General features: G+C 37.0%; 22 protein-coding genes. 9 read left to right on the plus strand and 13 right to left on the minus strand.

Going from position 1 to position 21,970, the window contains the following annotated elements; all coding sequences use genetic code 11:
- Positions 1-76: 76 nt before the first annotated feature.
- Positions 77-796, minus strand: coding sequence for an NUDIX hydrolase (locus tag G9H60_RS07835; RefSeq protein WP_262899982.1), 720 nt, complete (start codon positions 794-796; stop codon positions 77-79).
- A gap of 194 nt (positions 797-990) precedes the next feature.
- Between G9H60_RS07835 and G9H60_RS07840 the strand changes: the two genes are divergently transcribed.
- Together G9H60_RS07840 and G9H60_RS07845 are read left to right on the plus strand one after the other, a co-directional pair.
- Positions 991-2,601: a carboxylesterase/lipase family protein gene (locus tag G9H60_RS07840; RefSeq protein ID WP_223143499.1), complete on the plus strand. Its 1,611-nt coding sequence runs from the start codon at positions 991-993 to the stop codon at positions 2,599-2,601.
- 122 nt (positions 2,602-2,723) lie between these two features.
- Positions 2,724-3,509 (plus strand): PhzF family phenazine biosynthesis protein, encoded by a 786-nt coding sequence (locus G9H60_RS07845; RefSeq protein WP_223143500.1) that lies wholly within the window; start codon positions 2,724-2,726, stop codon positions 3,507-3,509.
- An 11-nt stretch (positions 3,510-3,520) separates the two neighbouring features.
- Here the strand turns inward: G9H60_RS07845 and G9H60_RS07850 are convergent, their stop codons facing one another.
- The 5 genes from G9H60_RS07850 to G9H60_RS07870 all read right to left on the minus strand — a co-directional run bounded on the left by G9H60_RS07850 (position 3,521) and on the right by G9H60_RS07870 (position 7,587).
- Positions 3,521-4,381 carry a ChaN family lipoprotein gene (locus G9H60_RS07850; RefSeq protein ID WP_262899983.1) on the minus strand — a complete coding sequence of 287 codons (861 nt, stop codon included), beginning with the start codon at positions 4,379-4,381 and terminating at the stop codon, positions 3,521-3,523.
- A gap of 117 nt (positions 4,382-4,498) precedes the next feature.
- A complete protein-coding gene (locus G9H60_RS07855; protein ID WP_223143501.1) occupies positions 4,499-5,035 on the minus strand; it encodes a DUF2911 domain-containing protein in 537 nt (178 codons plus the stop codon).
- 14 nt (positions 5,036-5,049) lie between these two features.
- Positions 5,050-5,976: an MBL fold metallo-hydrolase gene (locus G9H60_RS07860; protein WP_223143502.1), complete on the minus strand. Its 927-nt coding sequence runs from the start codon at positions 5,974-5,976 to the stop codon at positions 5,050-5,052.
- Positions 5,977-6,088: 112 nt separating this feature from the next.
- The gene (locus tag G9H60_RS07865) at positions 6,089-6,673 is read right to left on the minus strand and encodes a TMEM175 family protein (RefSeq protein ID WP_223143503.1); all 585 of its coding nucleotides are present in this window, start codon (positions 6,671-6,673) and stop codon (positions 6,089-6,091) included.
- 44 nt (positions 6,674-6,717) lie between these two features.
- Positions 6,718-7,587, minus strand: coding sequence for a DMT family transporter (locus tag G9H60_RS07870; protein ID WP_223143504.1), 870 nt, complete (start codon positions 7,585-7,587; stop codon positions 6,718-6,720).
- A 192-nt stretch (positions 7,588-7,779) separates the two neighbouring features.
- Between G9H60_RS07870 and G9H60_RS07875 the strand changes: the two genes are divergently transcribed.
- Positions 7,780-8,982, plus strand: coding sequence for a multidrug effflux MFS transporter (locus G9H60_RS07875; RefSeq protein WP_223143505.1), 1,203 nt, complete (start codon positions 7,780-7,782; stop codon positions 8,980-8,982).
- Between the two features lie 26 nt (positions 8,983-9,008).
- Here the strand turns inward: G9H60_RS07875 and G9H60_RS07880 are convergent, their stop codons facing one another.
- A complete protein-coding gene (locus G9H60_RS07880; protein ID WP_223143506.1) occupies positions 9,009-9,689 on the minus strand; it encodes a TetR/AcrR family transcriptional regulator in 681 nt (226 codons plus the stop codon).
- A gap of 130 nt (positions 9,690-9,819) precedes the next feature.
- Here G9H60_RS07880 and G9H60_RS07885 point away from each other — a divergent pair, with 130 nt between their 5' ends.
- From G9H60_RS07885 to G9H60_RS07895, 3 genes are read left to right on the plus strand one after another with little or no spacing between them, the layout of a single operon-like run.
- On the plus strand, positions 9,820-11,448 hold the full coding sequence (locus G9H60_RS07885; RefSeq protein WP_223143507.1) for a peptidase domain-containing ABC transporter: 1,629 nt from the start codon (positions 9,820-9,822) through the stop codon (positions 11,446-11,448).
- 1 nt (position 11,449) lies between these two features.
- Positions 11,450-12,763 (plus strand): HlyD family secretion protein, encoded by a 1,314-nt coding sequence (locus tag G9H60_RS07890; RefSeq protein WP_223143508.1) that lies wholly within the window; start codon positions 11,450-11,452, stop codon positions 12,761-12,763.
- The gene (locus G9H60_RS07895) at positions 12,753-14,138 is read left to right on the plus strand and encodes a TolC family protein (protein ID WP_223143509.1); all 1,386 of its coding nucleotides are present in this window, start codon (positions 12,753-12,755) and stop codon (positions 14,136-14,138) included. The genes G9H60_RS07890 and G9H60_RS07895 overlap by 11 nt, the downstream gene beginning before the upstream one ends.
- 49 nt (positions 14,139-14,187) lie before the next feature.
- Here the strand turns inward: G9H60_RS07895 and G9H60_RS07900 are convergent, their stop codons facing one another.
- The 5 genes from G9H60_RS07900 to G9H60_RS07920 form a co-directional block, all read right to left on the minus strand.
- Positions 14,188-14,394 carry a helix-turn-helix domain-containing protein gene (locus G9H60_RS07900; RefSeq protein WP_223143510.1) on the minus strand — a complete coding sequence of 69 codons (207 nt, stop codon included), beginning with the start codon at positions 14,392-14,394 and terminating at the stop codon, positions 14,188-14,190.
- A 2-nt stretch (positions 14,395-14,396) separates the two neighbouring features.
- A complete protein-coding gene (locus G9H60_RS07905; RefSeq protein WP_223143511.1) occupies positions 14,397-14,909 on the minus strand; it encodes a hypothetical protein in 513 nt (170 codons plus the stop codon).
- A gap of 105 nt (positions 14,910-15,014) precedes the next feature.
- Complete coding sequence (locus tag G9H60_RS07910; RefSeq protein ID WP_223143512.1) at positions 15,015-15,224, minus strand: toxin-antitoxin system YwqK family antitoxin; 210 nt, start codon at positions 15,222-15,224, stop codon at positions 15,015-15,017.
- Between the two features lie 16 nt (positions 15,225-15,240).
- Positions 15,241-16,362 carry a DUF1624 domain-containing protein gene (locus G9H60_RS07915; RefSeq protein WP_223143513.1) on the minus strand — a complete coding sequence of 374 codons (1,122 nt, stop codon included), beginning with the start codon at positions 16,360-16,362 and terminating at the stop codon, positions 15,241-15,243.
- Positions 16,363-16,444: 82 nt separating this feature from the next.
- Positions 16,445-17,866 carry an amidohydrolase family protein gene (locus tag G9H60_RS07920; protein WP_223143514.1) on the minus strand — a complete coding sequence of 474 codons (1,422 nt, stop codon included), beginning with the start codon at positions 17,864-17,866 and terminating at the stop codon, positions 16,445-16,447.
- 108 nt (positions 17,867-17,974) lie between these two features.
- Here G9H60_RS07920 and G9H60_RS07925 point away from each other — a divergent pair, with 108 nt between their 5' ends.
- A complete protein-coding gene (locus G9H60_RS07925) occupies positions 17,975-18,379 on the plus strand; it encodes a DUF1801 domain-containing protein (RefSeq protein ID WP_223143515.1) in 405 nt (134 codons plus the stop codon).
- On the opposite strand, the gene G9H60_RS07930 is transcribed toward G9H60_RS07925, so the two are convergent.
- A complete protein-coding gene (locus G9H60_RS07930; RefSeq protein ID WP_223143516.1) occupies positions 18,376-19,011 on the minus strand; it encodes a peptidoglycan DD-metalloendopeptidase family protein in 636 nt (211 codons plus the stop codon). The two genes, G9H60_RS07925 and G9H60_RS07930, sit on opposite strands and share 4 nt — an antisense overlap.
- A gap of 181 nt (positions 19,012-19,192) precedes the next feature.
- Here G9H60_RS07930 and G9H60_RS07935 point away from each other — a divergent pair, with 181 nt between their 5' ends.
- Positions 19,193-20,305, plus strand: coding sequence for an MBL fold metallo-hydrolase (locus tag G9H60_RS07935; RefSeq protein ID WP_262899984.1), 1,113 nt, complete (start codon positions 19,193-19,195; stop codon positions 20,303-20,305).
- Between the two features lie 180 nt (positions 20,306-20,485).
- Positions 20,486-21,733 carry a DUF4153 domain-containing protein gene (locus tag G9H60_RS07940; RefSeq protein ID WP_223143517.1) on the plus strand — a complete coding sequence of 416 codons (1,248 nt, stop codon included), beginning with the start codon at positions 20,486-20,488 and terminating at the stop codon, positions 21,731-21,733.
- Positions 21,734-21,970: the final 237 nt, after the last annotated feature.

Below are 21,970 nucleotides of genomic sequence, written 5' to 3' on the forward strand. Positions count from 1 at the left end.
TGCGCTAGTTGATTGGAACAAATATAGAATTAAATTTTATGCAGCAAGGAACCACCTATCAAAGATCACCGGGATTTTATTGGCTTGATTTAAGTCGATACAAATAGGGCGCTTTGCTTTTAGCTCCTGTGTATTTTTTATCTAGTCGTTCTAATATCTGCAAATCAAGCATTTTCTTCTGAAAATTATTGGCTGGAAAGGGTTTGTCGTAAACGGTTTCATACAATTCCTGAACATCCTTCATGGTGAAGGTTACCGGTAAAAGATTATTGAAAAGCAGCTTTTTATCTAATTTTTCACGAAGTACTTCTAATCCCTTGTGTACCATTTCTTGATGGTCAAAAATCATAGTAGGAAGCTCTTTGATATCGTACCAGTCACAGCTTTCATCCAAATCGATTTTTTGTGGAATGACTTTTTCAAAATCAACCAAGGCATAATACCCAATGCTGACAATCCGCATTTTTTGATTGTGCTCATTGACAGGAGGTTCTACATCTGGATAAAGATCTTGAGCGATACCAGAAAATAAATGGAAGTCTTCGTCTGAAATTCGATTAGCTCGACCGAAAGTTCCAAATTCTTCCAAATAAAGATCTTGAATTCCCGTTCGCTCTAATAGAATTCTTTTCGCGGCATCTTCAATATCCTCTTCTTGGAGGATAAAGCCCCCAGGTAAGGCATAGATATCCTTAGCTAATTTAAGCTTACTTAATATAAGCTTGAGTTTTTTATGATGAAAGCCAAAAATGACACAATCCAAGGTCAATTGGGCAATATGTTTGCTAAATTTCAAAAATCCGATTTATTATTCCCCTAATTTATAGACAAATTTTTAGAAGAAAATGTTTTTATCAAAGTCATTTTCTAAAAAATAGAAAATCAAAATATTTTATTACATTTGGCTAAATTATCAAAATGATACAAAGGCTTTAGCCATTATAACATTAGGTAGAAAATGTAAATTCTCTAAAATTTAAATATAAACAAATGAAAAAAGCTGGATTAGTTTTAGGTTTATTCCTTCTGGGAGGAATTTCACTTCAAGCTCAAGTAACTACTGGGCAGAATGTAGCCGTGGTATCCACGGATGCTGGAAAAGTACGCGGATATGTACATGGAGGAATTTACACATACAAAGGAATCCCATATGCCGAGGCGGGTAGATTTGAGACTGCTCATAAGCCCAAGCCATGGAACGGGGTACGTAGTTCTACAAGCTATGGTCCTGTGGCACATTTATTGACTCCAACGACTCAAGTAGCGGACGAATCAGAATTTGTTTACAATCACTCATGGGGTTATCCAAATGAGGATTGTATGCGTGTAAATGTTTGGACACCCGGAATCAATGATGGAAAGAAAAGACCTGTATTGTTCTGGATACATGGAGGAGGTTTTACCTCTGGTTCTTCTCAAGAATTACCTTCTTATGATGGGGAAAATTTAGCAAAAAAAGGAGATGTTGTTGTAGTGTCCATCAATCACCGATTGAATATTTTGGGTTATTTGGACTTGTCTGCTTATGGCGATAAGTACAAAACCTCTGCCAATAACTCCATTTTAGATATGAAAGTAGCTTTGGATTGGGTGAAAGCGAATATCAGTCAATTTGGTGGCGACCCAAGCAATGTGACGATTTTTGGACAATCGGGAGGTGGCGCTAAGGTAAATACCTTGATGGCCATGCCATCAGCCAAAGGCTTATTCCACAAAGCAATCAATCAAAGTGGCGCATTTACAAGCACCATGCCAGATAAATCTGTAACTCAGGCCATTACGAAGGAAGTATTAAATGCATTGCATTTAGATGATTCTAAGGTAGATAGTTTACAAAAAGTACCTTTCCCAACCTTAGCAGCTGCAGGTCAAAAAGCATTACAAACTGTGGCCGCCAAATTAAGAGCCGCAGGAAAGCCAGTGGGTGGCTTTGGATTAAGTTGGGGCCCAAGTATCGATGCCAATTTATTGCCATACCAACCGATGTCGGCGGAAGCAATGGAATTATCCAAAAATGTTCCATTGATGATAGGAACGGTAAAAAATGAATTCATGCCTACCCTATTTTCGGGAATAAGCCACGATGCATCCATGGCTGATGTGGAAGCTTATTTACAAAAGACTTTTGGTGCAAAAGCTGAGGCATATAAGGCCGCAGTTAAAAAAGCCTATCCTGCAGATACCAAACCAACCGACTTGATGGACGTGGACACACGGTTCAGACCAGGCGCTGTTGACCAAGCCAATATCAAATCAGCTGTAGCTGGTGGCGCACCCGTGTATATGTATTTATTTACTTGGCAGTCGCCAGTATTTGACGGAAAATATAAAGCTATTCACTGTGTTGAACTTCCTTTCTGCTTCAATAATATTGCTCGTTGTGAAGAAATGACCGGAGGTACTAAAGAAGCTTATGCTTTGGCTGATAAAATGAGTCAAGCTTGGATCAATTTCGCTCGATTAGGCAATCCAAACCATAAAGGATTACCTACTTGGCCAATTTATAATACATCAAATACCTCAACCATGCACTTCGATAATTCTTGTGTCGTTAAACCACAAATGGATAAGGAATTATTCGAACTAGTTAAAGCGAATTAAATCGTTTTACATTTCATTTAAAGCCCCGAAAAATCGGGGTTTTTTTGTTTCTATAAAATTGGGATGAATGGGTATATAAATAGCTCAGAGATGTATAATTTTGAACTATAAAAAGACAGCCCATGAAATTGACCCTATTCCAAATAGATGCTTTTACTCATCAGTTATTTTCAGGAAACCCTGCAGCCATCTGCCCATTGGAAGAATGGATAGATGAGGATAAAATGCAAAAAATAGCAGCAGAAAATAACCTAGCTGAGACTGCATTTTTTGTAAAGAACGGGGAACAATATGATATCCGCTGGTTTACCCCTACCGTGGAAGTAGATTTATGCGGACATGCCACTTTAGCCGCTGCTTTTGTCTTGTACCAGCATTTGGGAGTAAAGTCACACGAAATTCTATTCTATTCACATCGAAGTGGTCAATTGAAAGTAGCAAAAGATGGAAATTTGTTGACCTTAAATTTCCCTGTAGATCAAATTCATGACATTGATTTTGACTGGGGATCTTTCAATGGTTTATCCCTTCCAGCCAAAGAAGTATTAAAGGGCAAAACAGATTATATGTTTGTCTATGAGAATGAGAGCCAAGTAGCGAATATGAAACCTAATTTTTTTGAAATTGCCAAACTGAAAGCAAGAGGAATTATCATTACAGCTCCCGGCAATGAGGTGGATTTTGTCTCCCGATTTTTTGGCCCACAATCAGGAATAGATGAAGATCCTGTCACAGGTTCTGCACATACCACCTTGATTCCTTATTGGTCTAAAAAACTAAATAAAAGCCAATTGACCGCGAATCAAATTTCACCACGTGGAGGAGAATTATCTTGTGAGCTTTTGGGCGACCGTGTGAAAATAAGTGGAGAATGCGTCTTGTATTTATTGGGTGATATCTACATATAAAACTACCTAGATTAATAGGTCGTAGTCATGTCATCTTCCACACAAATAATGTAATCCGCAATCTTCCTATTCTCTTGGCTTAATTGGGTAATATCCTTTTGACTAACCGTAGCAATCGTGGCAATTTTAATGTTGGGTTTTGTCAATTTTAAATACCAAGAAATCCCTTCATAATTTTCAGAATGGTAAGAGCCATTGACATGAATAAATAATTGATTTTCTTCCCAATTTTTCAAAATAAAATGGGCCATTGTCGCATCCTTTAAGGCTTGAGCTTTGGGCATATTGGGGGTAGCATGTCCGGGCATCATCGTGATCATTTTTTGATAGCCAGGAAGATTAGCATCGTATGGAATAGGTAGCGGAGCCATCCATGATTTTTCTTCCAAGGATAATTGATTCAGCGCTTCAAAACCTCCTTTAGAAACCATACTCGCATATTTTCTAGGAACATTGCTAGCAATGAATTTCAAATGATTCTCTTTGGCAAAATTCACCAAAGGGGCATAATCCGTTTTGTAATTTCTCCAAAGTCGAGCTGTAGAATCTAATCCTTTGGCAGAAATTTTCCCGGCTAAATACGCCGACAAAGCCCCCTGGTTATCTTGCTCAAACATCTCGGCTCCCAGCACTAAATTTCTATGTAAAAAACAGGATTGAATAATTTCTAATTCTAACCAATGGCTGATGGGATTATTGTGTAATTCGCCAATCAAAACTACGTCTTGTTGGCTAATTTGCTTGATCATTTTTCGATAGGAAACTTCCTTGCCTTGGGCATTAAACAATCGGTAAGCAGGTTTATCCTTTGCCAAAAGCATGGCAGGAAGAAATAGAAAAAATACGATGCAGAATTGAAGCGCCTTACTCATGATATATTTAGCTTTGATCCTGTACAAATTAGAACAAAATATCAAGAATAAAGCCATGAATGTAAAAACAAAAAGCGGTCATTACTGACCGCTTTTATGAAGAACAAGGGTTATCGATTATTTAATCGGTATTAATAAGCTCATATTTTCCCAGCCAAATGCAATTCCAGCAGGAACAACTTTATATTCCAAAGCTTCTTTGAAATCCGCCTTAGCTGTTTTCACTGTAATGGTAAAAGCATCCTTCTCTGGATTTCGGGTTGTTTCTCCACCACGCTTAATGCCCCATTGACCTACTTCTGTATTGAAAATAACTTGCCAATCTCCTTCTGTGGGTAACATGTAAATACTGTATTTACCTTTAGCTAAGGTATTTCCAGCAATATTCACATCGGCATCTGTTTCAATGATGGTAGCAGAGTTTGCACCCGCTCTCCATACTTTTCCAAAAGGAACTAATTCACCCCAAATTTTTCTACCTTTTACGGATGGGCTACTATAAACGACGGATACATTGGCTTTACCAAATACACCTGTGACCGTTACTTTAGGGCTTTGCGGAGGACGAGGCGCATCTTGTGCCAATGAACCTGCTGTAACGAATAAAAGACATAATACCGACAAAATCGGCTTTACTAATGTGTTGATTTTCATAAGGTAATTGTTGTTTATTGTTTAGTATTTTTTTCTGTTAATTCTTCATAAGCCATTTGAAAATTATTCTTAAGGAAATCTCCGTTCATTCCCTGTACCCCATTCACTGCCGTTAACTTCATCACTTCCTCTTTTGTTTTGCCTCTTTTAATTTCAGCAGATACATGGATAACTAATTTCTCCAAATAGTCTGTTAAGGCTAATAAATCTTCCTTTTTACAGGTAATTTCAGTTGGATTAAATGCATGTCCATAGGTGAAAATGGTGTCCTTATCAAACTGCTTTTGAATTTTATCGTTGACATGAATCCAATTAGCTACACTCGCCCCGGCACTTCTGTCGATGATTGGATAGCGTTTATTACCAAATAAATCTCCCAAATGAACGACATTGGCGTTTTCAAAATGGATAGCTACATCTCCATCCGTATGTGCTGGACCAAAATAATGCGCCTTGATTCTTTCTTTTCCAATTTTAGCTGTCCAAATATCTTTAAACGTTTCAGTTGGATAATATTGTTTTTCTTCTGTTTTCGCTTTAGTAGCAGCGGCTATCTGGTTTTTCAATGAATTCTCATGAGCCACCACACGATTAACTAATCCTTTAAAAGCAATATTTCCACTAGTATGATCCCCATGGTGATGGGTATTCATCAACAACTGGATTTTCTGATCCGACTGTTTTTTCAACTCGTCAATCATGTGCTGGGATTGGTCTGGAAACTGGGTATCCACCACGGCATAACCATCTTTGGTTTTTAGGACCGCAATGGTGCCTCCTCTTTCACTAAACAGCGAAATGCCACCGCGTAACTCTTTCCAAGTAAAGGCTGGTCCTTGGTATATTGAGCCTTGGGCTAATAGAGATTGTTTTGATCCTACTAACAATGAAAACAACAAGGTATTTGCTGAGCCTTGTAAAAACTGTCGACGTTTTATCATTTCTAAGAAGTTTAATGTCAAATGTAAAATAGGAAACCAATAGCACGTTTAAATTGAGACCAAAACTTGAAGGACTCTTACGAAATCGTGCAATTCATATTTTATTAAACAATTAGGTACTTTTTTGATTCAACTTTTTTTCAATTCTCTGGTCCGGCATAAGCCAAAGTAATGCGATGGAATAAAAAATAACAATACTAGCAATGGGGTAAAAAAAGGCCAAAACTATTCCAGAAAAATAGCCCGTAGTAGAAATTCTTTCTTTCCATCGATTGGCCAAGGCTTGACCGATATTGGATTCCTCTCCTTCATGCTTGATGGCCGACTTTTCTAAAAATAAAAAAGACAAGGCACACATTAAAAGAACAAAACCATACAAGGCAACGGTATTTTCGGCAAAGTGATTTTCTCCCATCCAGCCAGTGACAAAAGGAAGTAGAGAGAGCCAAAAAAGTAAACCTAAATTGGCCAATAATACTTTTCCGTTTACTTTCTCTATGGCTTGAAACAAATGATGGTGGTTGTTCCAGTAAATTCCCACATAAATAAAGCTAAAGAGATAAGAAAGAAATTTAGGAAATAGCGGAATTAAGGTCCCAAAATCAGACCCATGCGGCACTTTTAGTTCCAAGACCATAATGGTAATGATGATAGCTAATACGCCATCACTAAATGCTTCTAATCGATTGGTAGTCACAGGAATGCTATTTTTTGATAAGGTATAAAAAAATCAAACTAGTTTTATGAAACCCTGCCTTGTTTTTTGCCAACATACAATCCGACAATCACAATGATGGTACCAAGCACGGTAAAGAAACTAATGGATTCCCCGCTAAATAAATATGCATAGATGTATCCAAAAACGGGACACAGAAACATCCATAATGAAGCAGATACAGGATCTTGATCAATCAAATAAAACCACAACCACAATGCTCCCATTGAAACGGGAAAGATTAACCATGCCACTGAAAAAAAGAATCGAAGATCAAAGTTGGACTGTGAATAGTCTGAAAAATAAGCGGTAAATGGTAATAAAAAAAGTCCTCCTAATAGGACTTGCCAGCCGTTGATGACAAAAGAGTTTAATTGCCATTCCGTTCGAACATAATAAATCGTGGCCCCAGAAACGATGATTATCCCAGCTAGTAAAATCAGTAATCCCTTCCAGACACTAGGGTTCAAATTCAGTTGGGGAAATGATGCCAACAATATTCCTGACAATCCCAAAATCAAACTTCCCATTTCTTTTCCTTGGGGTTTTCTTTGCAACAAAAGCGCCGACAATAAAGTAATGAATAAGGGATTGGTCGCTGTGGCCAAACTTCCAATGCCAGGGCTAAGGTATTTCAAGGCTACAACAAAGGCCCCCAAGTAAATAGTCGAATTTAAAAGGCCAAAAAAAGCTAATTGCCCTAACTCCTTTCTGCTGGGTTGAATTCTGTGCTTAGATTGGAAGAAAAATGAAATCAATAAAATGAATATTCCAGCAATAATCAATCGAACATTCGCTAGAATCAAGGGATGAACAGACAGGATTCCCAGTTTTGTAGCTACTGCTGCAGACGACCAAAGCATGGCAAACAATAGGCCGAAAGCAATATTTTTCATGAAATCTGTTTCTGTAGTATATGGAGGAAACTCCCTCTTTTTAAAATCTGCATCAGGTAAAATGAGAAATAATCGATTTTACGGTGCATAAAACAAAGGAAATGAATCTTCTTTTAAAATAAACTATTGAAAACCATATTTTGGGATTAATTTTGCGTCCCGTTCCAAAAATGAGTCAAACTTACCTACCACATGCCCAATCAAGCGAATCGAACTAAAATCATTTTAATTCTCGGCATATTATCAGCGATAGGTCCCCTATCGATTGATATGTATTTGCCGGCATTTAAAAACATGGCTGAGGCCTTACATTGTTCGCAGGAGCAAATGGGATATACCTTGTCTAGTTTCTTTTTTGGTATTTGTTTAGGCCAATTGGTCAATGGCCCACTGTTAGATCATTTTGGTAGAAAAAATGTCCTGTATATTGGTTTGAGTGCCTATGTGATTAGTTCATTTGGTTCTGCTTTTTCGACCACAGTAGAGCAACTCATCGTTTGGCGATTCTTTCAGGCTATTGGGGGAAGTATTGGTATGGTTGCACCTAATGCAATCATTCGTGAGACGTTCAAAGAATCCGAAAGACCTAAAATATTATCTTTGATGATGCTCATTTTGGGGGTTTCGCCCATTCTAGCACCATCTTTGGGGAGTTTACTTTTAACTATCACCAATTGGAATATCATCTTTGTATTATTAGGAATCATCACCCTATTAATCATCTTTTTAATCAAAAGTTGGTTACCTGAAAAAATCAATAAACACCCCAAAGGTCCCTTTAAATTAGGCAGCATTTTGACATCCTATGTAGCCTTATTACCTGAAAAACAATTTTTAACTTTCGCGATTTCTGGGGCAATCGGTTCAGGATGCATTTTCACTTTTGTATCAGGTGCACCACTTACCTTTTTGAATTTCTATCATGCCGATGAAAAGCAATTTGGCTGGATATTTGCCATGGTCGCATCAGGAATTATCGGGGCTAGTCAGTTTAACCATTGGGTATTAAAACGATTCAGTAGTCAGCAAGTTTTGTCTTTCGTTTTACCCTTACAATTAGTTTTGGGAATAACATTGGCACTACTTTCTAAATTTGGGTTGATCAATATTCAGATAAATATTCTTTTGTTATTCTTGATATTAGCGTGTCAGGGATTGGTTTTTCCGAACATCATCAGCTTAGCATTACAACCTTTCCATGAGGGGGCTGGCGCGGCATCTGCCATGATGGGTGCAATGCAAATGGCCTGGGGTTCTATTTGTGCGACTATACTAGGACTTCTATTTGATGGAACACCATTTACCATGGCTATTATCATGGTTTTCTGTGCATTGACGGCTAATTTTATCCTCTTTGTCTTAGGAAAAAAATACTTTGTTCCTGTTGTTGAATAACATTCCTGAGGGGAACTGGGGGATATTTATTTTTGCCCTTTTAGCAAAGTAAAGAGTAAATCCTTCAAGTATTTTTCTACAAAAACCTGTTTGTTTTCATTGCCGCAATCGGTCAATTTGGACAAATACATACTGAAGAATAATTGCGAGTGAGAGGTTTCTATGAGCGTACTACTCAAAGAATGAGGGTATAAATACTGAGGGTCATAAGCTTGAATCAATCGGGAAATTCGTTCACATAAATCCTTGTATGGTTTAAATACCTCATGTTGATTAATTTCTTTTACTTCTTTTACGAGATACACTTTACTACTCTCCGATATCACAATTTGGTGTAGATAATTCTTATTGTAATCTGATTGTCCAGCGCTTTCCGGTAATTCTCGAGTTAAAAGTTCTACTAATTTCTCTAATTTTGATTTAGGACTATTGACAGGTTCCAATTGAAAAACCACTAAATATTCCATGTAAGACCAATACCAATTTAAGATATAAAGCAATAGACGATGTTTATTTTCAAAGTAACGATATACGGTAGCCTCCGTGGTATTCATTTCCATGGCTAGTTTTTTGAAAGTAAAATGCTCAAACCCCAATTGAAAAATCAAATCAATGGAATGCTTAACCATTTGTTTACCTAGCTCCGTCCCTTCTGGGTCCCGCAAATAGATTTTATTATTTACCTTGAAACTTAATGAATAGTCCATGCTCCCTTAAAATATGATACAAACATAAATGATAGAAAAGCTATCTCAAAATATTTATTTCATTTTATTTGTAATAGTATTACTATTATTTGAAAAAGTATATTTAATTTTGCTCAAGAAATAAACGAATATGATAAAAAAGAACCCTATTGATCGAATAAGCAAACTGGTTAGTGACCATAAAAAAGAGGTCACATCCATTTATTTATTTTCCATAGTAAGTGGTTTAGTGAACTTGAGCCTTCCATTGGGCGTGCAATCCATTATTGGTTTAGTCATGGGTGCCACTATGGTTACTTCCATTTACATATTAATTTTCTTTATTGTATTGGGGGTGTTTTTGGTTGGGCTACTGCAAATCAATCAAATGAAAATCATCGAGGCCATACAACAGCGGATATTTGCTCAATACTCCTTTGACTTTGCTGATAAAATCCCGAAAATGGATTTAATGAAAAATGATCAATATTTCATTCCTGAAAAAGTTTCCCGCTTTTTTGATATTGTCAATGTTCAAAAAGGCTTTGCCAAGCTATTGCTTGATATTCCAATGGCGAGTGTACAAATCCTCTTTGGTACAATATTATTATCCTTGTATCATCCCTTTTTCATCGTATTCAGTCTTGCACTCTTAATCATGTTGGTATTCATTTTGTATGTAACCAGTCAAGTAGGAATACAAACTAGTATAGAGGAGTCGAACCATAAATATGGGGTCGCCAGTTTTTTTAGCGAAATAGGAAGAACCTTGAAGTCCTTTAAATTCAGCCAGGGTTTCTCATTAAACATCAAAAAAACGGATGCCAACGTAAGTCAATATTTAGTTGCCAGAACAAAGCACTTCCGTGTTTTACTTTTTCAGTACAAAACCTTGGTTACATTTAAAGTAGTACTAACTATCATCACACTTTCCTTAGGTTCATATTTATTGATCAACCAGCAATTGAATTTAGGGGAATTCATTGCAGCAGAAATTGTGATATTGATGGTTATTGGCGCAGTAGAAAAGCTGATCACCAGCTTAGATAGTGCCTATGATGTCATTACGGGTCTTGAAAAAATAGCAAGCGTAATTGAAAGTCCGATGGAAACCTCTGGCCAATTGGACCTCAGTTCTAAACAAGGTTTAGAAATAGAGCTAAAAGAGTTGAGCTTCCACTTTGAAGCGGGCAATAACATTCTGGAAAACTTGACTTTACATATTAGACCCGGAGATAAAGTAGCTATACTAGGGACAGAAGGAGCAGGAAAATCCATGCTTTTAAGGTTGCTAACAGGTAATTATCAACGTTTCCAAGGTTCAATTTTAATCAACCACATTCCTATACAAAATTATAATTTAGCCAGTTTAAGAAAGCAAACAGGAATCCTGTTACATGGACAAGAGATTTTTGGAGGAACTGTATGGGAAAATATCAGTTTAGGCCAAGAAGATATAAGTCCAGATGTCATTATGGAGGCCGCCAAAAAATTGGGCTTTGAGAATTTCATTTCACACTTTCCTAAGGGATTTGAACATATCATAGAACCCATAGGCAAAAAAACGCCTCAAACGATTATCAAGAAAATATTATTACTGCGTGCCATTTGTGGTGCTAAAAAATTACTGCTTTTGGAAGAGCCTTGGAATGGTTTAGACCAAGCGAGCGCACAACGCTTAAAATCATATTTACTAAATCCCGATAATCAGGCAACCACGATCATTGTATCAAATGACCCGGAATATGTAAGTGCTTCCAACCAACAAATCAATCTGTAACATGGAAAATTTCAAGTCATTTAATTTAATATATCAACAAGGTAAAAGCACCGAAATCCGTTTTTGGATTATAGGACTTTTACTCCTAGGACTAGGAATCATATTTCTTCCATGGACACAAAATATTCAGACCAAAGGGAATATTACGAGTTTGTATCAAGAACAAAAACCTCAAAAAATATATAGCCCTATTGCTGGTAAAATAACCAATTGGTGGGTGAAAGAGGGAGATGTAGTACAACAAGGAGATACCTTGGTCAAAATAAGTGAAATAAAAGAAGATTACTTAGACCCTAATTTAATTGGACGAACCCAAGATCAGTTAAATGCTAAGAAAAATTCATTGGAATTCTATACCCAAAAGGTACAAGCTACGGAAGCTCAAATTGCCAATTTGAAACAGTCAAAAGCCCTTAAGAAAAGCCAATTAGCCAATAAATTGATTCAACTTCAGCAGAAAATTACTTCTGAAAGAGCCGAATTAGCAGCTAGTACCAATGAGCAAAACTTAGCCAAGGATCAATTGGAACGATACCAGCAGATGTATAAAGAAGGGCTGATTTCGCAAACACAATTCCAACAAAGAAATCAGGCTGCTCAGAACGCCATGGCCAAAAAAATCATGTCGGAAAACAAGGTGAATCAGACCATACAAGATTTAAATAATACGCAAATTGAGTTAAAAAGTGTGGATCAAGAATATGATGAAAAAATCAATAAAGCTGACAGTGAGCGTTTACAAAGTTTAGGGCAAATAGAAGTCAACAAAGGAGAAGTAGCCAAATTAGCGAATCAAGTAACCAATTACTCCATTCGAAATGGCATGTATTATATTTTGGCCCCGCAAAGTGGTCAAGTAGTACAATCGAAAAAAACTGGTATTGGTGAAATTATTAAAGATGGGGAGGAGCTTTTGAGCATTGTTCCTCAAAATGAGAATTATGCCGTAGAGGTATTTGTCAGACCTGTAGATTTACCCCTTATCGCTCCTGGCCAATCCATTCGTTTTATTTTTGACGGTTTTCCGGCAATTATATTCTCTGGAGGATGGCCAGAACAAAGTTTTGGAACCTTTGCTGGAAAGATTTTAGTCGTGGAAAATGCGATCAATTCCAATGGGCTTTTCAGGGTCATCGTACAAGAAGATGCTCGATTCAAAAAATGGCCCAAGCAAATTAAAATTGGTGCCGGTGTGAAAGGAATCATCTTACTCAATGACGTCCCACTTTGGTATGAATTATGGAGAAATATCAATGGATTCCCTCCTGATTTTTACCAGGCTAAAAATGAAAAAAATGCGGTTTATGAAAAATAAAATCCTGTGGTTTTTATTCGTATCAAATATGGCTTGGGCGCAAACTAAAACCTTGCACCCTGAGTCCTATTTAAAAATTGTGGAAGCATACCACCCCGTGGCGCGTCAGGCTCAGATTGGTATCAAAAAATCAGATGCCCAAATCCTACAAGCTAGAGGTGCTTTTGACCCTGTTTTACGGCATTATATAGCCAGCAAAACTTTAGACGGAACTAGCTATTACCAATACAATGCTCCAGAATTAAGTATCCCTACTTGGTATGGAATTGAAGTCAATTCTGGTATTGAAAACTTACAAGGAAACCGACTAGATCCAAGCCAAACCACAGGACAAACCAGCTATATTGGAATCCAAATTCCTTTGGCTAAAAACTTGTTGATGGATAAAAGGAGAGCTGCCTTGCAACAAGCCAAATTGATGAACCAAATGGCTTTTGCGGAACAAAGAGTGGTGCTAAATCAATTGTTTTTGGATGCCATGGAAGCCTATTGGCACTGGTTAAAATGCTTTCAAGTGCTGAAAATTACGGGCCAAAATTTAGAGGCCGCGAAGCGTCGGGTGGAATTTGTAAAAAGAAGTTTAGAATTAGGTGACAGGCCAGCTGTAGATACCTTGGAAGCCAGTACTCAACTCATGTACATGGAAAACCAAAACTTGGCGAAAACATTGGATTATGAAAATGCTACCTTACAATTATCTGCCTATTTATGGCAAGAAAATAATGTGCCTTCCAACCTACCAAAAGAAGTTATTCCGGCAGAAATTTGGGGTGATTACAGTCTATTTTCCAACTTTGATTTAAGCCTCAATTCTATTTTAGAAAAGGTTGATGCATTTCACCCAGAGCTACAAGCTTATCAATTTAAAATAGCTGGACTAAATGTGGAAAAGAAGCTGAAATTTCAAAGTTTGTTACCCAAAATTGATTTGGAATACAATCATTTGATGAAGGAAAAATCCAGTAGTTATTCAGGGGCATTATTGGCAAATAATTACCGCTTTGGTATTAAGTTCGAATTACCTCTGCGCCTTTCTTCTGGTCGCGGTGAATACCAATCAGCTAAATTGAAAATTGAAGAAGAAACGATACTGCTTTCACAGAAAAAACAACAGATTCAAATTAAAATCAATAGCTATTTCAACCAATTTCAGAATCTCAAAAAGCAGATTCAAACACAAGAAAAAGCGGTGACCTCTTATGTTGCTTTAACCAAGGCAGAGGAGTCTAAGTTTTCACAAGGTGAATCATCTTTATTTTTAATCAATAGTCGTGAGATCAAAGCCCTTGAAGCTGCCGAAAAATTACTTGACCTAAAAGCCTACTTATTTAAAACCGTATACGCTTTGCAAGCAAGTGCTGGTTTGCTTATATAAATACAAAAAGGCAAGGGAAACTCCTTGCCTTTTCTTTCATCAAAAGTTTTTACGAAGCTTGATATTCTAAAATATCTGCGGGTTGACAATCCAAGGCCTCACATATTGCTTCCAAAGTACTAAAGCGAATGGCTTTCGCCTTTCCCGTCTTCAATATGGAGAGGTTGGATAAGGTTAAATCTACCTTCTCCGACAACTCGTTCAAGGACATTTTTCTTTTTGCCATCATGACATCTAGATTTACGACAATAGGCATAATTATACAGTTAAATCGTTTTCTGCTTGAATTTCCGCTCCTTTTTTAAATATCTGGGCGAATAAAAAAATGAGGCCCGAAAGAAAGAGTGCCTCTCCTCCATTCCAATCCATGTTAGGTAAGTCCATCAACTCTTGGTAAATCGTAGCAAATAATGAAATTAGCCAAAGAGTTAATATCAGAATGCTGATTTTTTCCAATTGAAGAGCCAACGCCATGTCAAAGGGACTAGTCAAATTGATTTTGCTTATAATTTTTATGGCCAAATGTGCCACGTAAACTTTGATCGCTAAAAGTCCGACCGTAATTCCTACAAATAAAGAATATTGTAAAAAACTATCGTTCATCAAATCATATAAGTTTAATCCTTGATACAAGTCTTTGGCAACTTGCTGATTGAATAAACTTAACATGTAGGTGAAAATGATGGCACCGCATTTAATCGAAATGCCAATGTAAGCTATCCATGAAAGCACGTTCATGATGGCTAGAATAGTCGCTGTTTTCGTTTTCATACATAAAGTGTTTAATTGTTGGGCAAATTTTAACAATTATTTATTGATAAACAATAAATTTAGAATATTTTTCAATAAATTTTTATTGATGATGGTGTATTCTAATTATTTCATGTGGCTCACTTTATACACTTTACCTGTTTTGTCATAGGTCGTCCATTCACCCGATTGCACACCTTCAGTAAAATATCCGGAACGTAATTTTGTACCATCTTTTCGAAACCATTCCCAATAACCCGTTTCCAGGCCGTTGAGGAATTGGCCCTTAGCCCAAAGTGAACCATCTCGATGGTATAAGCGATATGCTTCTTCCATATATAACTCTAAGATTTTATGCCAATTTTCTCTTTTGCTGCCATAGATAATACAAGCGACAGAGTGGAAAATATAGCAAAGCTATGAATACCCATACGACATATACTTGGGAAAGACCCAGGCCAATGAAGGATTTAGGTCTACTTAATTGAAAGCCAAATTCAAGATCTGACCAAGAAAACCCTTGGTTAAAAATCAACAGAAACAACAGAAAATGAAGCACAAACCAATGGCTAACAAAAAAGAATAAGGGTACTCGACCAAAAGAACTGATCACTTCAGTCACCTTTTTGCTGGCAAATTGACTTACACTTAGCAGTAAAAACATGATGCCTAAAGTCAAAGAAGTGAAACTAATACTAGGTGGGTATTTAGATACATTTAAAAACGACATCCATTGTTTTGTCCATGGTCCTTCTATTTGCCAAGGAGCCTCTCCTCCTAAATTAAAATAACGAACAACTAAAAAAAGAAGACATAGCCTAAGTCCCAATTTCCCAAAATCAGCTGATGTTTTTTCCAAAAAGTAGTAGCCCATTGAATAGCCTAGTAGACTTATTGCAAGCCAAGAAATTGGTGGATAACCAACCACCATCAGGGTCCCATTGGGTAAAGGGAATGCATTTGGGCTAATTAAAAAGGATAAGGGCTTTAGCCAAGAGGGTTGAATCTGCAAGAGTACCTGCTGCAATAAAATGATGGCCAATGCCAAGACGAATATTTGCTTCGAAGTTAGGCGATTGATTAGCCCAATAATCACCATGGAAAAGCCAATGGCACTCAGTACATCCACCAGCACTAGTCCAAAATGAATATCAAAAAAAAGTCCAAAATTGACGACAGTTAAATCCAATAAGATTAGCCAAGCCCCTCTTCGAATCATGTGCTGACTGAACTGCTTTTTATTCTCTGATCTTTGAAATACCAAATATGCTGAACTCCCAGACAGAAACACAAAAATTGGTGCGCAAAGGTGGGTGATAATTCTAGTATAAAATATCGAAGGAGTCGTCACCGCTAAATCCGTCGGAGATTGATCGATGGAATGAATATGAAACAAATCCCTCACATGATCCAGTAGCATCAGAATCACAACGATACCTCTTAAAAAATCAATGGACTCAATTCTTTTTATCATGTTAAATAAATCTTAAAAATACTCCCCTACAAGATTTGGGGCATGAGAATGAAAGAACAAAAATTTAAAACATTCTTCCAAATCAAGGAATTTTTTCCTCAAATTCCTGAAATCTTTTCAGCAAATCTTGCCTTAATTTCTGTATTAGTGCTGTCTCTTTAATAAAACTATAATCCATACTATTCAGCACAATTTGCTTGATATCGGAGTAGCTGAAAAAAGGATAAGACTTCGCCAATAAAACGTATTGTTCCGTTAAGCTGGTACGCAAAACTCCCGCATCATCAGTACTAATTACCATGGGAACTTTGAATTGATGATATAATTTAATGGGGTGCTTATCCTCCTTTATTTGCAAAATAAATCGGTTAGAAACGAGATTTATTTCGACAGGAATTTTCTGTTGGCTCATGTATCTCAAAAGTTCATAACTGTTTTTTTCATAGGGCATATCCACACCATGCCCAATCCGATTGGCTTTCGCCGTATAGATGGCATCTCGAATATGCCAAGTTAAACTTTCTGGAGCCACTTGTCCCATGGCTAATTCTCCAGCGTGTAAAGAATACTTTACCTTGGGGAATTTTTGATGACAAAACTGAAACATCAGCATGTGCAATCGATAATCCTTCATGGAGGTTTCTCCATGTTCCGGAGCCACCATGTTTACCCCAACAACCAAATTATTGGTATTGGCCGACATAAAACTGATAACAATGTCTTTAAATAAGTCGACCGGATTCATAAACCTCAACACGTATTTTTGATATCGCATGGTGAATCGTTCATCGTCAATTTTTAGACTATCATGCAATTGTTGGATGAACAAATTATTCCAATTAACGGCCTGGGTTATGGCCTCTTTTTGCAGCAATTTTGTATACAAATTCTCCAGCAAGTTCAGGACTTCCCGATCATTAGACAGACTAGCTTCCTGACGTAATTGCCCATCAAAAGAGGTCAAATCACTCAAGTTTATTCGAGAATAAACAGGGGAAAACATCGTTTCTATGTAGCTAACATTTTCCGCTAATGCGCGGTTTTTTATCTCCAACATTCCCGGTGCATATTCTTCATTGAGTACGGGTAAATACTTATCAAAGGACTCAAAAAACAATTGGTCTGAGGGATAGAATCCTGGATAATAATCCTTAACAGACCAGCGGCGTAATATCTCATTTTTCATTGCTTCCAAACGTCCTTCCGAAGCTAAACTGGATAATCGCTTCCAAACACCCTGAGCCGAAGGTTTTATGGCCATGGCCATCGATTCCATGTTCAAATAGTAATCCAATTGTATGGCTTTTGCTAATAATGGCTCGGCATAGATAGAACCACTAAAATGGTGATGTAAGTCGCCACCTTTCGGCATCTGAGCCATAAAAGCCGTTAATTCTCCTTCATTATTTCTGATTTTCTGTAAATACGATGCGGCCTTTTCCTCTTGTGCCCTCAGGCCAAAAGCTAATGAGATAAAAAAAGCTAGGTTTAAGATATACTTCATGATTATTTGTTGATTCTTTCCAAGAAATTAAAATTAAAGGTAATTCCATACATTTGAACTAGAATTGACTTGAAAAGAATGATATTCAATGTTTCAATAGCCCACACCATGAACCCAGCCATTCAAGACTTTAATCGTAAACTATCTCCGCACGAAGCCGAAATAGGCGATTTTTTGGCTTCTTTTATTTCAGAACAAGTACCCGAAGCAAGCTGTAAAATTTGGCACGCCATACCTGTTTGGTTTATCAACGAAAACCCCATTGTAGGTTATAGTTCTCTCAAAAAAGGAATTCAATTGTTATTTTGGAGTGGGCAATCATTTCAAGAAGATTCACTAGAGGCCATTGGCAAGTTTAAAGCTGCCGGAATTTACTTGAATAGCTTGGAAGAAATACCCCAACAAGATATTGGGCGATGGTTACAGAAATCTAAAACCATTCAATGGGATTATAAAAATATAGTCAAAAGAAAAGGAGTGTTAGAAAAGCTGGACATAAAGACTGTCTCCTAATTTACTGCCAACAGCCTTGGATCTGGGCAATTTTGAGCATAAAAATCCATGTCTCTTTGGGAGCATACACCTGGATAATCCCCCATAAATCCTTGAAGGTCACGTATCAATTGGAAATGCAAATGAGGGGGCCAACCTCCATTTTCGGAGGAATTTCCCAAATGGGCAATATGTTCTCCTCGACGAATTTCTTTTCCGGGAAAAAGCCCGACTAAATCTTGACCAGCAAGATGGCCGTATAAACTATAAATCCTTTCTCCTAAGATTTGATGTTCCAAAATAATGGTTGGGCCATAGTTTCCAGCACCTTCATTCACTTGAAAACTATGAATGATTCCATCCATAGGGACAAACACTTCTGTACCTGCCTCCGCCCAAATATCTATTCCTAAATGTATATTCCGAAAGTCGTGTTCACTCGTAGCAAAATTCTCATGAGTTTCATACATCCTTCGATGCTCCAAATACCCTCCTAGTCCATATCTCTTTTCTCCAATAGAATCCTGAATGAATTGACTGAATTTAGAGATATCCTCATAAATGTCTACCGTAAATCTGGGGTTATGGATGCTTAAATCTAAGGTTTGGGAATTCGAATCAGAAAGTAAGGGAACGAATAAGGATGAAATCATGCGGTTATTGGAATTAGAATGAACATTTCAATCTTAGAACAAAATTAGTTCATCAGAATAAAACTAGTTTTACGAAATTTATGTTAAATGCACTCCGATGCAAAATTTATTCTTCATGCATTGGGTGAAAAAAGGATTTTGCCCAAAGATTGGACAAAAACAGTAAATTGCCCTCCAAATTATGAAAAGAAGACGTATGCTAGGCTTCCTAGGAATATTGACAAGCGTTTCCATAGGATCTTTGCTTGCCCTGAATAAAGCCGTTTTTGGATTAAATCCCAAAGGAAAAAGGTTAATCCGCATTAAAAATTCGCCCCATTATCAAAATAGTGCGTTTCAAAACCTATCTTATACCCCCACTTTTGCGGAGGAAAATAACAAAATTGGTTCCATGTTTAGGGTCATGACCAGCAAGGACATCAGAACCAAACCTTCGGTAGCTTTACCGACGGTAAAAACAGATTTAAAGCAAATAGGTCCTAACACAGACTACATGATTTGGTTGGGGCATTCGTCCTATTTACTCCAAATAGAAGGTAAAACGATATTGATAGATCCCGTTTTGAGCGGATATGCAGCCCCTTTTTCTTGGCTAAATTCCTCGTTCAAGGGCACTGATCCCTTTACACCCGAAAACTTACCCCAAATTGATTATTTATTCATTAGCCATGATCATTATGATCACCTAGACTATGAAACCATCAAAAAAATTCGAGGTAAAGTCAAGCAAGTAGTATGTGGATTGGGAGTGGGAGAACATTTAGAATTTTGGGGCTATTCAGCCGATATCATTCATGAATTAGATTGGAATGAATCCATCGACTTAGAGAAAGAATGGAAATTAACCGCCACCCCGGCTCGTCATTTTTCAGGAAGAGGATTACAAAGAAATAAAACGCTTTGGATTTCTTTTGTTTTAAAAACACCACATCACAATTTATTCCTTGGCGGAGATAGCGGCTATGACACCCACTTCAAAGTCATCGGTGAAGAGCATGGCCCTTTTGACTTAGCACTAATAGAACAAGGCCAATATAACCTAGCTTGGAAATACATTCACCTCATGCCTGAGGAGATTTTTACAGTTGCCAAAGAATTGAATGCCAAAAAAATCTTTGCTGGACATAACTCCAAATTTAAATTAAGCATTCATCCTTGGGATGAGCCTTTACAACTACTCTGGGAAAATAGCAAGAAGCACGAAATACCTATTATCACTCCCAAAATTGGTGAACTAGTGGATTTAAAAGATAAAAACCAAACTTTCTCTGCTTGGTGGCAAGGAATTACATAAAGGAATCTGACCGTTCAGAAGATTCATTTAGCCATTAAACAAAATTGAGTGTAATATTTAAACAATTACTGAGTTATTGCTTCGCTAAGTTTTTCCATGAAAGCTTACATATACTTGAGTTCTATAAATAGTATAAAGACAAATTTTTCTAGCACGTAAAATTTATTTTCCTCAACTATCATGAAAAGCGAGATCATCCAAAACTTAAAAAATCCAGAGCAGCTGGAAAAATTATACCGAAGTAATACCACATTATTTAAAAAAGAATTCAATGCCTTGTGGCCAGAATATTCGGAAGAAGCCAGTTTGCAATTTTGGAATCAGCGCTTAAATTATGCCGCTGAACCAATCTCATTAGGTGCCAAAAACGAATTAGTATTTATTGCCATTTTAGCTGTTATTGCAGCCTTCATTTCACAAATCCCCAATCTTTTTGGCCTTGAACAAGATACTTTTTTCCAAAGAAATATATCCTTTGTCGTTTTTCCTTTTTTAGCGGTCTATTTCATTTGGAAACAAGAATTTCCCATTAACAAAATCGTACTTCCTTTGGGGATTTGTCTTTTTTCTGTGGTTTATATCAACCTACTTCCTCATACCTCTCCTTCTGATTCCATAGTTTTAGCCTGCATCCATTTACCTCTGATTTTATGGTCTATTTGGGCTTATGCTTTCATGGGAGAAGGATTATTTACCAACACGAATAAAAGAATTGAATTTTTACGATTGCATGGCGATTTATTGGTGATGTGTGCTATAACCCTTCTTTCTGGTGGATTATTTACCGCTATTTCCCTGGGCTTATTTGAAATCATCAGCTTGGATATCAAAGAATTTTATGGAAAATATGTCATTGTAAGTGGTTTATCCGCTACCCCTATTTTGGGTAATTATTTAATCCAGAAAAACCCTACTTTGGTCAAAAACGTTTCCCCCATCATTGCCAAAATATTTACCCCAGTGGTATTTGTTTTCTTGTTCATATATTTAATCGCTATGGTGTATACTGGGAAAGATCCTTATACCAATCGTGAATTTCTATTAATCTTCAATGGCCTATTAATCGGTGTAATGGCGCTCATTTTATTTTCCGTGGCAGAAGCTGAAAAAAGCGAAAGTCCAACCTACCAAACTTGGTTATTATTAGGTTTATCCGCTTTAACTATTGTGGTCAATGGCATTGCACTTTCTGCCATTAGTTTTAGAATTATTGAATGGGGAATCACACCCAATAGAATAGCCGTTTTAGGTAGTAATTTATTGATTTTTATTCACCTACTCCTGGTAGCCAAATCATTATTGAAAACAAGTCAAGGCAAATCTGACTTCCATTTTGTTGCCAAAAGCATTGCCCAATACCTACCCATTTATTCCATTTGGGCAGCCATCGTTTGTTTTATTTTTCCCCTTATTTTTCAGTTTAAATAATAAGAATTTAATACATAAAAAAAGGGCATCTTTGAACTGCACCCAAAAAGTTAGACAACTTTTTGGGTGTTTTTATGTCAAGAAAAGTCAAGTATTCCTACAAGTTTAAGCTTTCGTGCGTGAAAGCCGTTGTTGAGCTTCATCAGCCTATTTTATATGTTCGTGGAAAGTATAATGTCCCTAAAACATTATTGACCCGCTGGCTTACTGTCTATCGTCAAGTTGGTTTGATTGGTT

This window comes from Aquirufa aurantiipilula (genome assembly GCF_019923745.1).
Taxonomy (GTDB): Bacteria; Bacteroidota; Bacteroidia; order Cytophagales; family Spirosomataceae; genus Aquirufa; species Aquirufa aurantiipilula.

Coding starts and splice junctions, on each gene's coding strand:
- G9H60_RS07875 (WP_223143505.1), top strand. CDS start 7,780: ATGCCCAATCAAGCGAATCGAACTAAAATCATTTTAATTCTCGGCATA.
- G9H60_RS07905 (WP_223143511.1), bottom strand. CDS start 14,909: ATGAAAACGAAAACAGCGACTATTCTAGCCATCATGAACGTGCTTTCA.
- G9H60_RS07840 (WP_223143499.1), top strand. CDS start 991: ATGAAAAAAGCTGGATTAGTTTTAGGTTTATTCCTTCTGGGAGGAATT.
- G9H60_RS07910 (WP_223143512.1), bottom strand. CDS start 15,224: ATGGAAGAAGCATATCGCTTATACCATCGAGATGGTTCACTTTGGGCT.
- G9H60_RS07900 (WP_223143510.1), bottom strand. CDS start 14,394: ATGCCTATTGTCGTAAATCTAGATGTCATGATGGCAAAAAGAAAAATG.
- G9H60_RS07925 (WP_223143515.1), top strand. CDS start 17,975: ATGAACCCAGCCATTCAAGACTTTAATCGTAAACTATCTCCGCACGAA.
- G9H60_RS07855 (WP_223143501.1), bottom strand. CDS start 5,035: ATGAAAATCAACACATTAGTAAAGCCGATTTTGTCGGTATTATGTCTT.
- G9H60_RS07915 (WP_223143513.1), bottom strand. CDS start 16,362: ATGATAAAAAGAATTGAGTCCATTGATTTTTTAAGAGGTATCGTTGTG.
- G9H60_RS07890 (WP_223143508.1), top strand. CDS start 11,450: ATGGAAAATTTCAAGTCATTTAATTTAATATATCAACAAGGTAAAAGC.
- G9H60_RS07850 (WP_262899983.1), bottom strand. CDS start 4,381: ATGAGTAAGGCGCTTCAATTCTGCATCGTATTTTTTCTATTTCTTCCT.
- G9H60_RS07940 (WP_223143517.1), top strand. CDS start 20,486: ATGAAAAGCGAGATCATCCAAAACTTAAAAAATCCAGAGCAGCTGGAA.
- G9H60_RS07920 (WP_223143514.1), bottom strand. CDS start 17,866: ATGAAGTATATCTTAAACCTAGCTTTTTTTATCTCATTAGCTTTTGGC.
- G9H60_RS07860 (WP_223143502.1), bottom strand. CDS start 5,976: ATGATAAAACGTCGACAGTTTTTACAAGGCTCAGCAAATACCTTGTTG.
- G9H60_RS07885 (WP_223143507.1), top strand. CDS start 9,820: ATGATAAAAAAGAACCCTATTGATCGAATAAGCAAACTGGTTAGTGAC.
- G9H60_RS07870 (WP_223143504.1), bottom strand. CDS start 7,587: ATGAAAAATATTGCTTTCGGCCTATTGTTTGCCATGCTTTGGTCGTCT.
- G9H60_RS07880 (WP_223143506.1), bottom strand. CDS start 9,689: ATGGACTATTCATTAAGTTTCAAGGTAAATAATAAAATCTATTTGCGG.
- G9H60_RS07930 (WP_223143516.1), bottom strand. CDS start 19,011: ATGATTTCATCCTTATTCGTTCCCTTACTTTCTGATTCGAATTCCCAA.
- G9H60_RS07895 (WP_223143509.1), top strand. CDS start 12,753: ATGAAAAATAAAATCCTGTGGTTTTTATTCGTATCAAATATGGCTTGG.
- G9H60_RS07845 (WP_223143500.1), top strand. CDS start 2,724: ATGAAATTGACCCTATTCCAAATAGATGCTTTTACTCATCAGTTATTT.
- G9H60_RS07935 (WP_262899984.1), top strand. CDS start 19,193: ATGAAAAGAAGACGTATGCTAGGCTTCCTAGGAATATTGACAAGCGTT.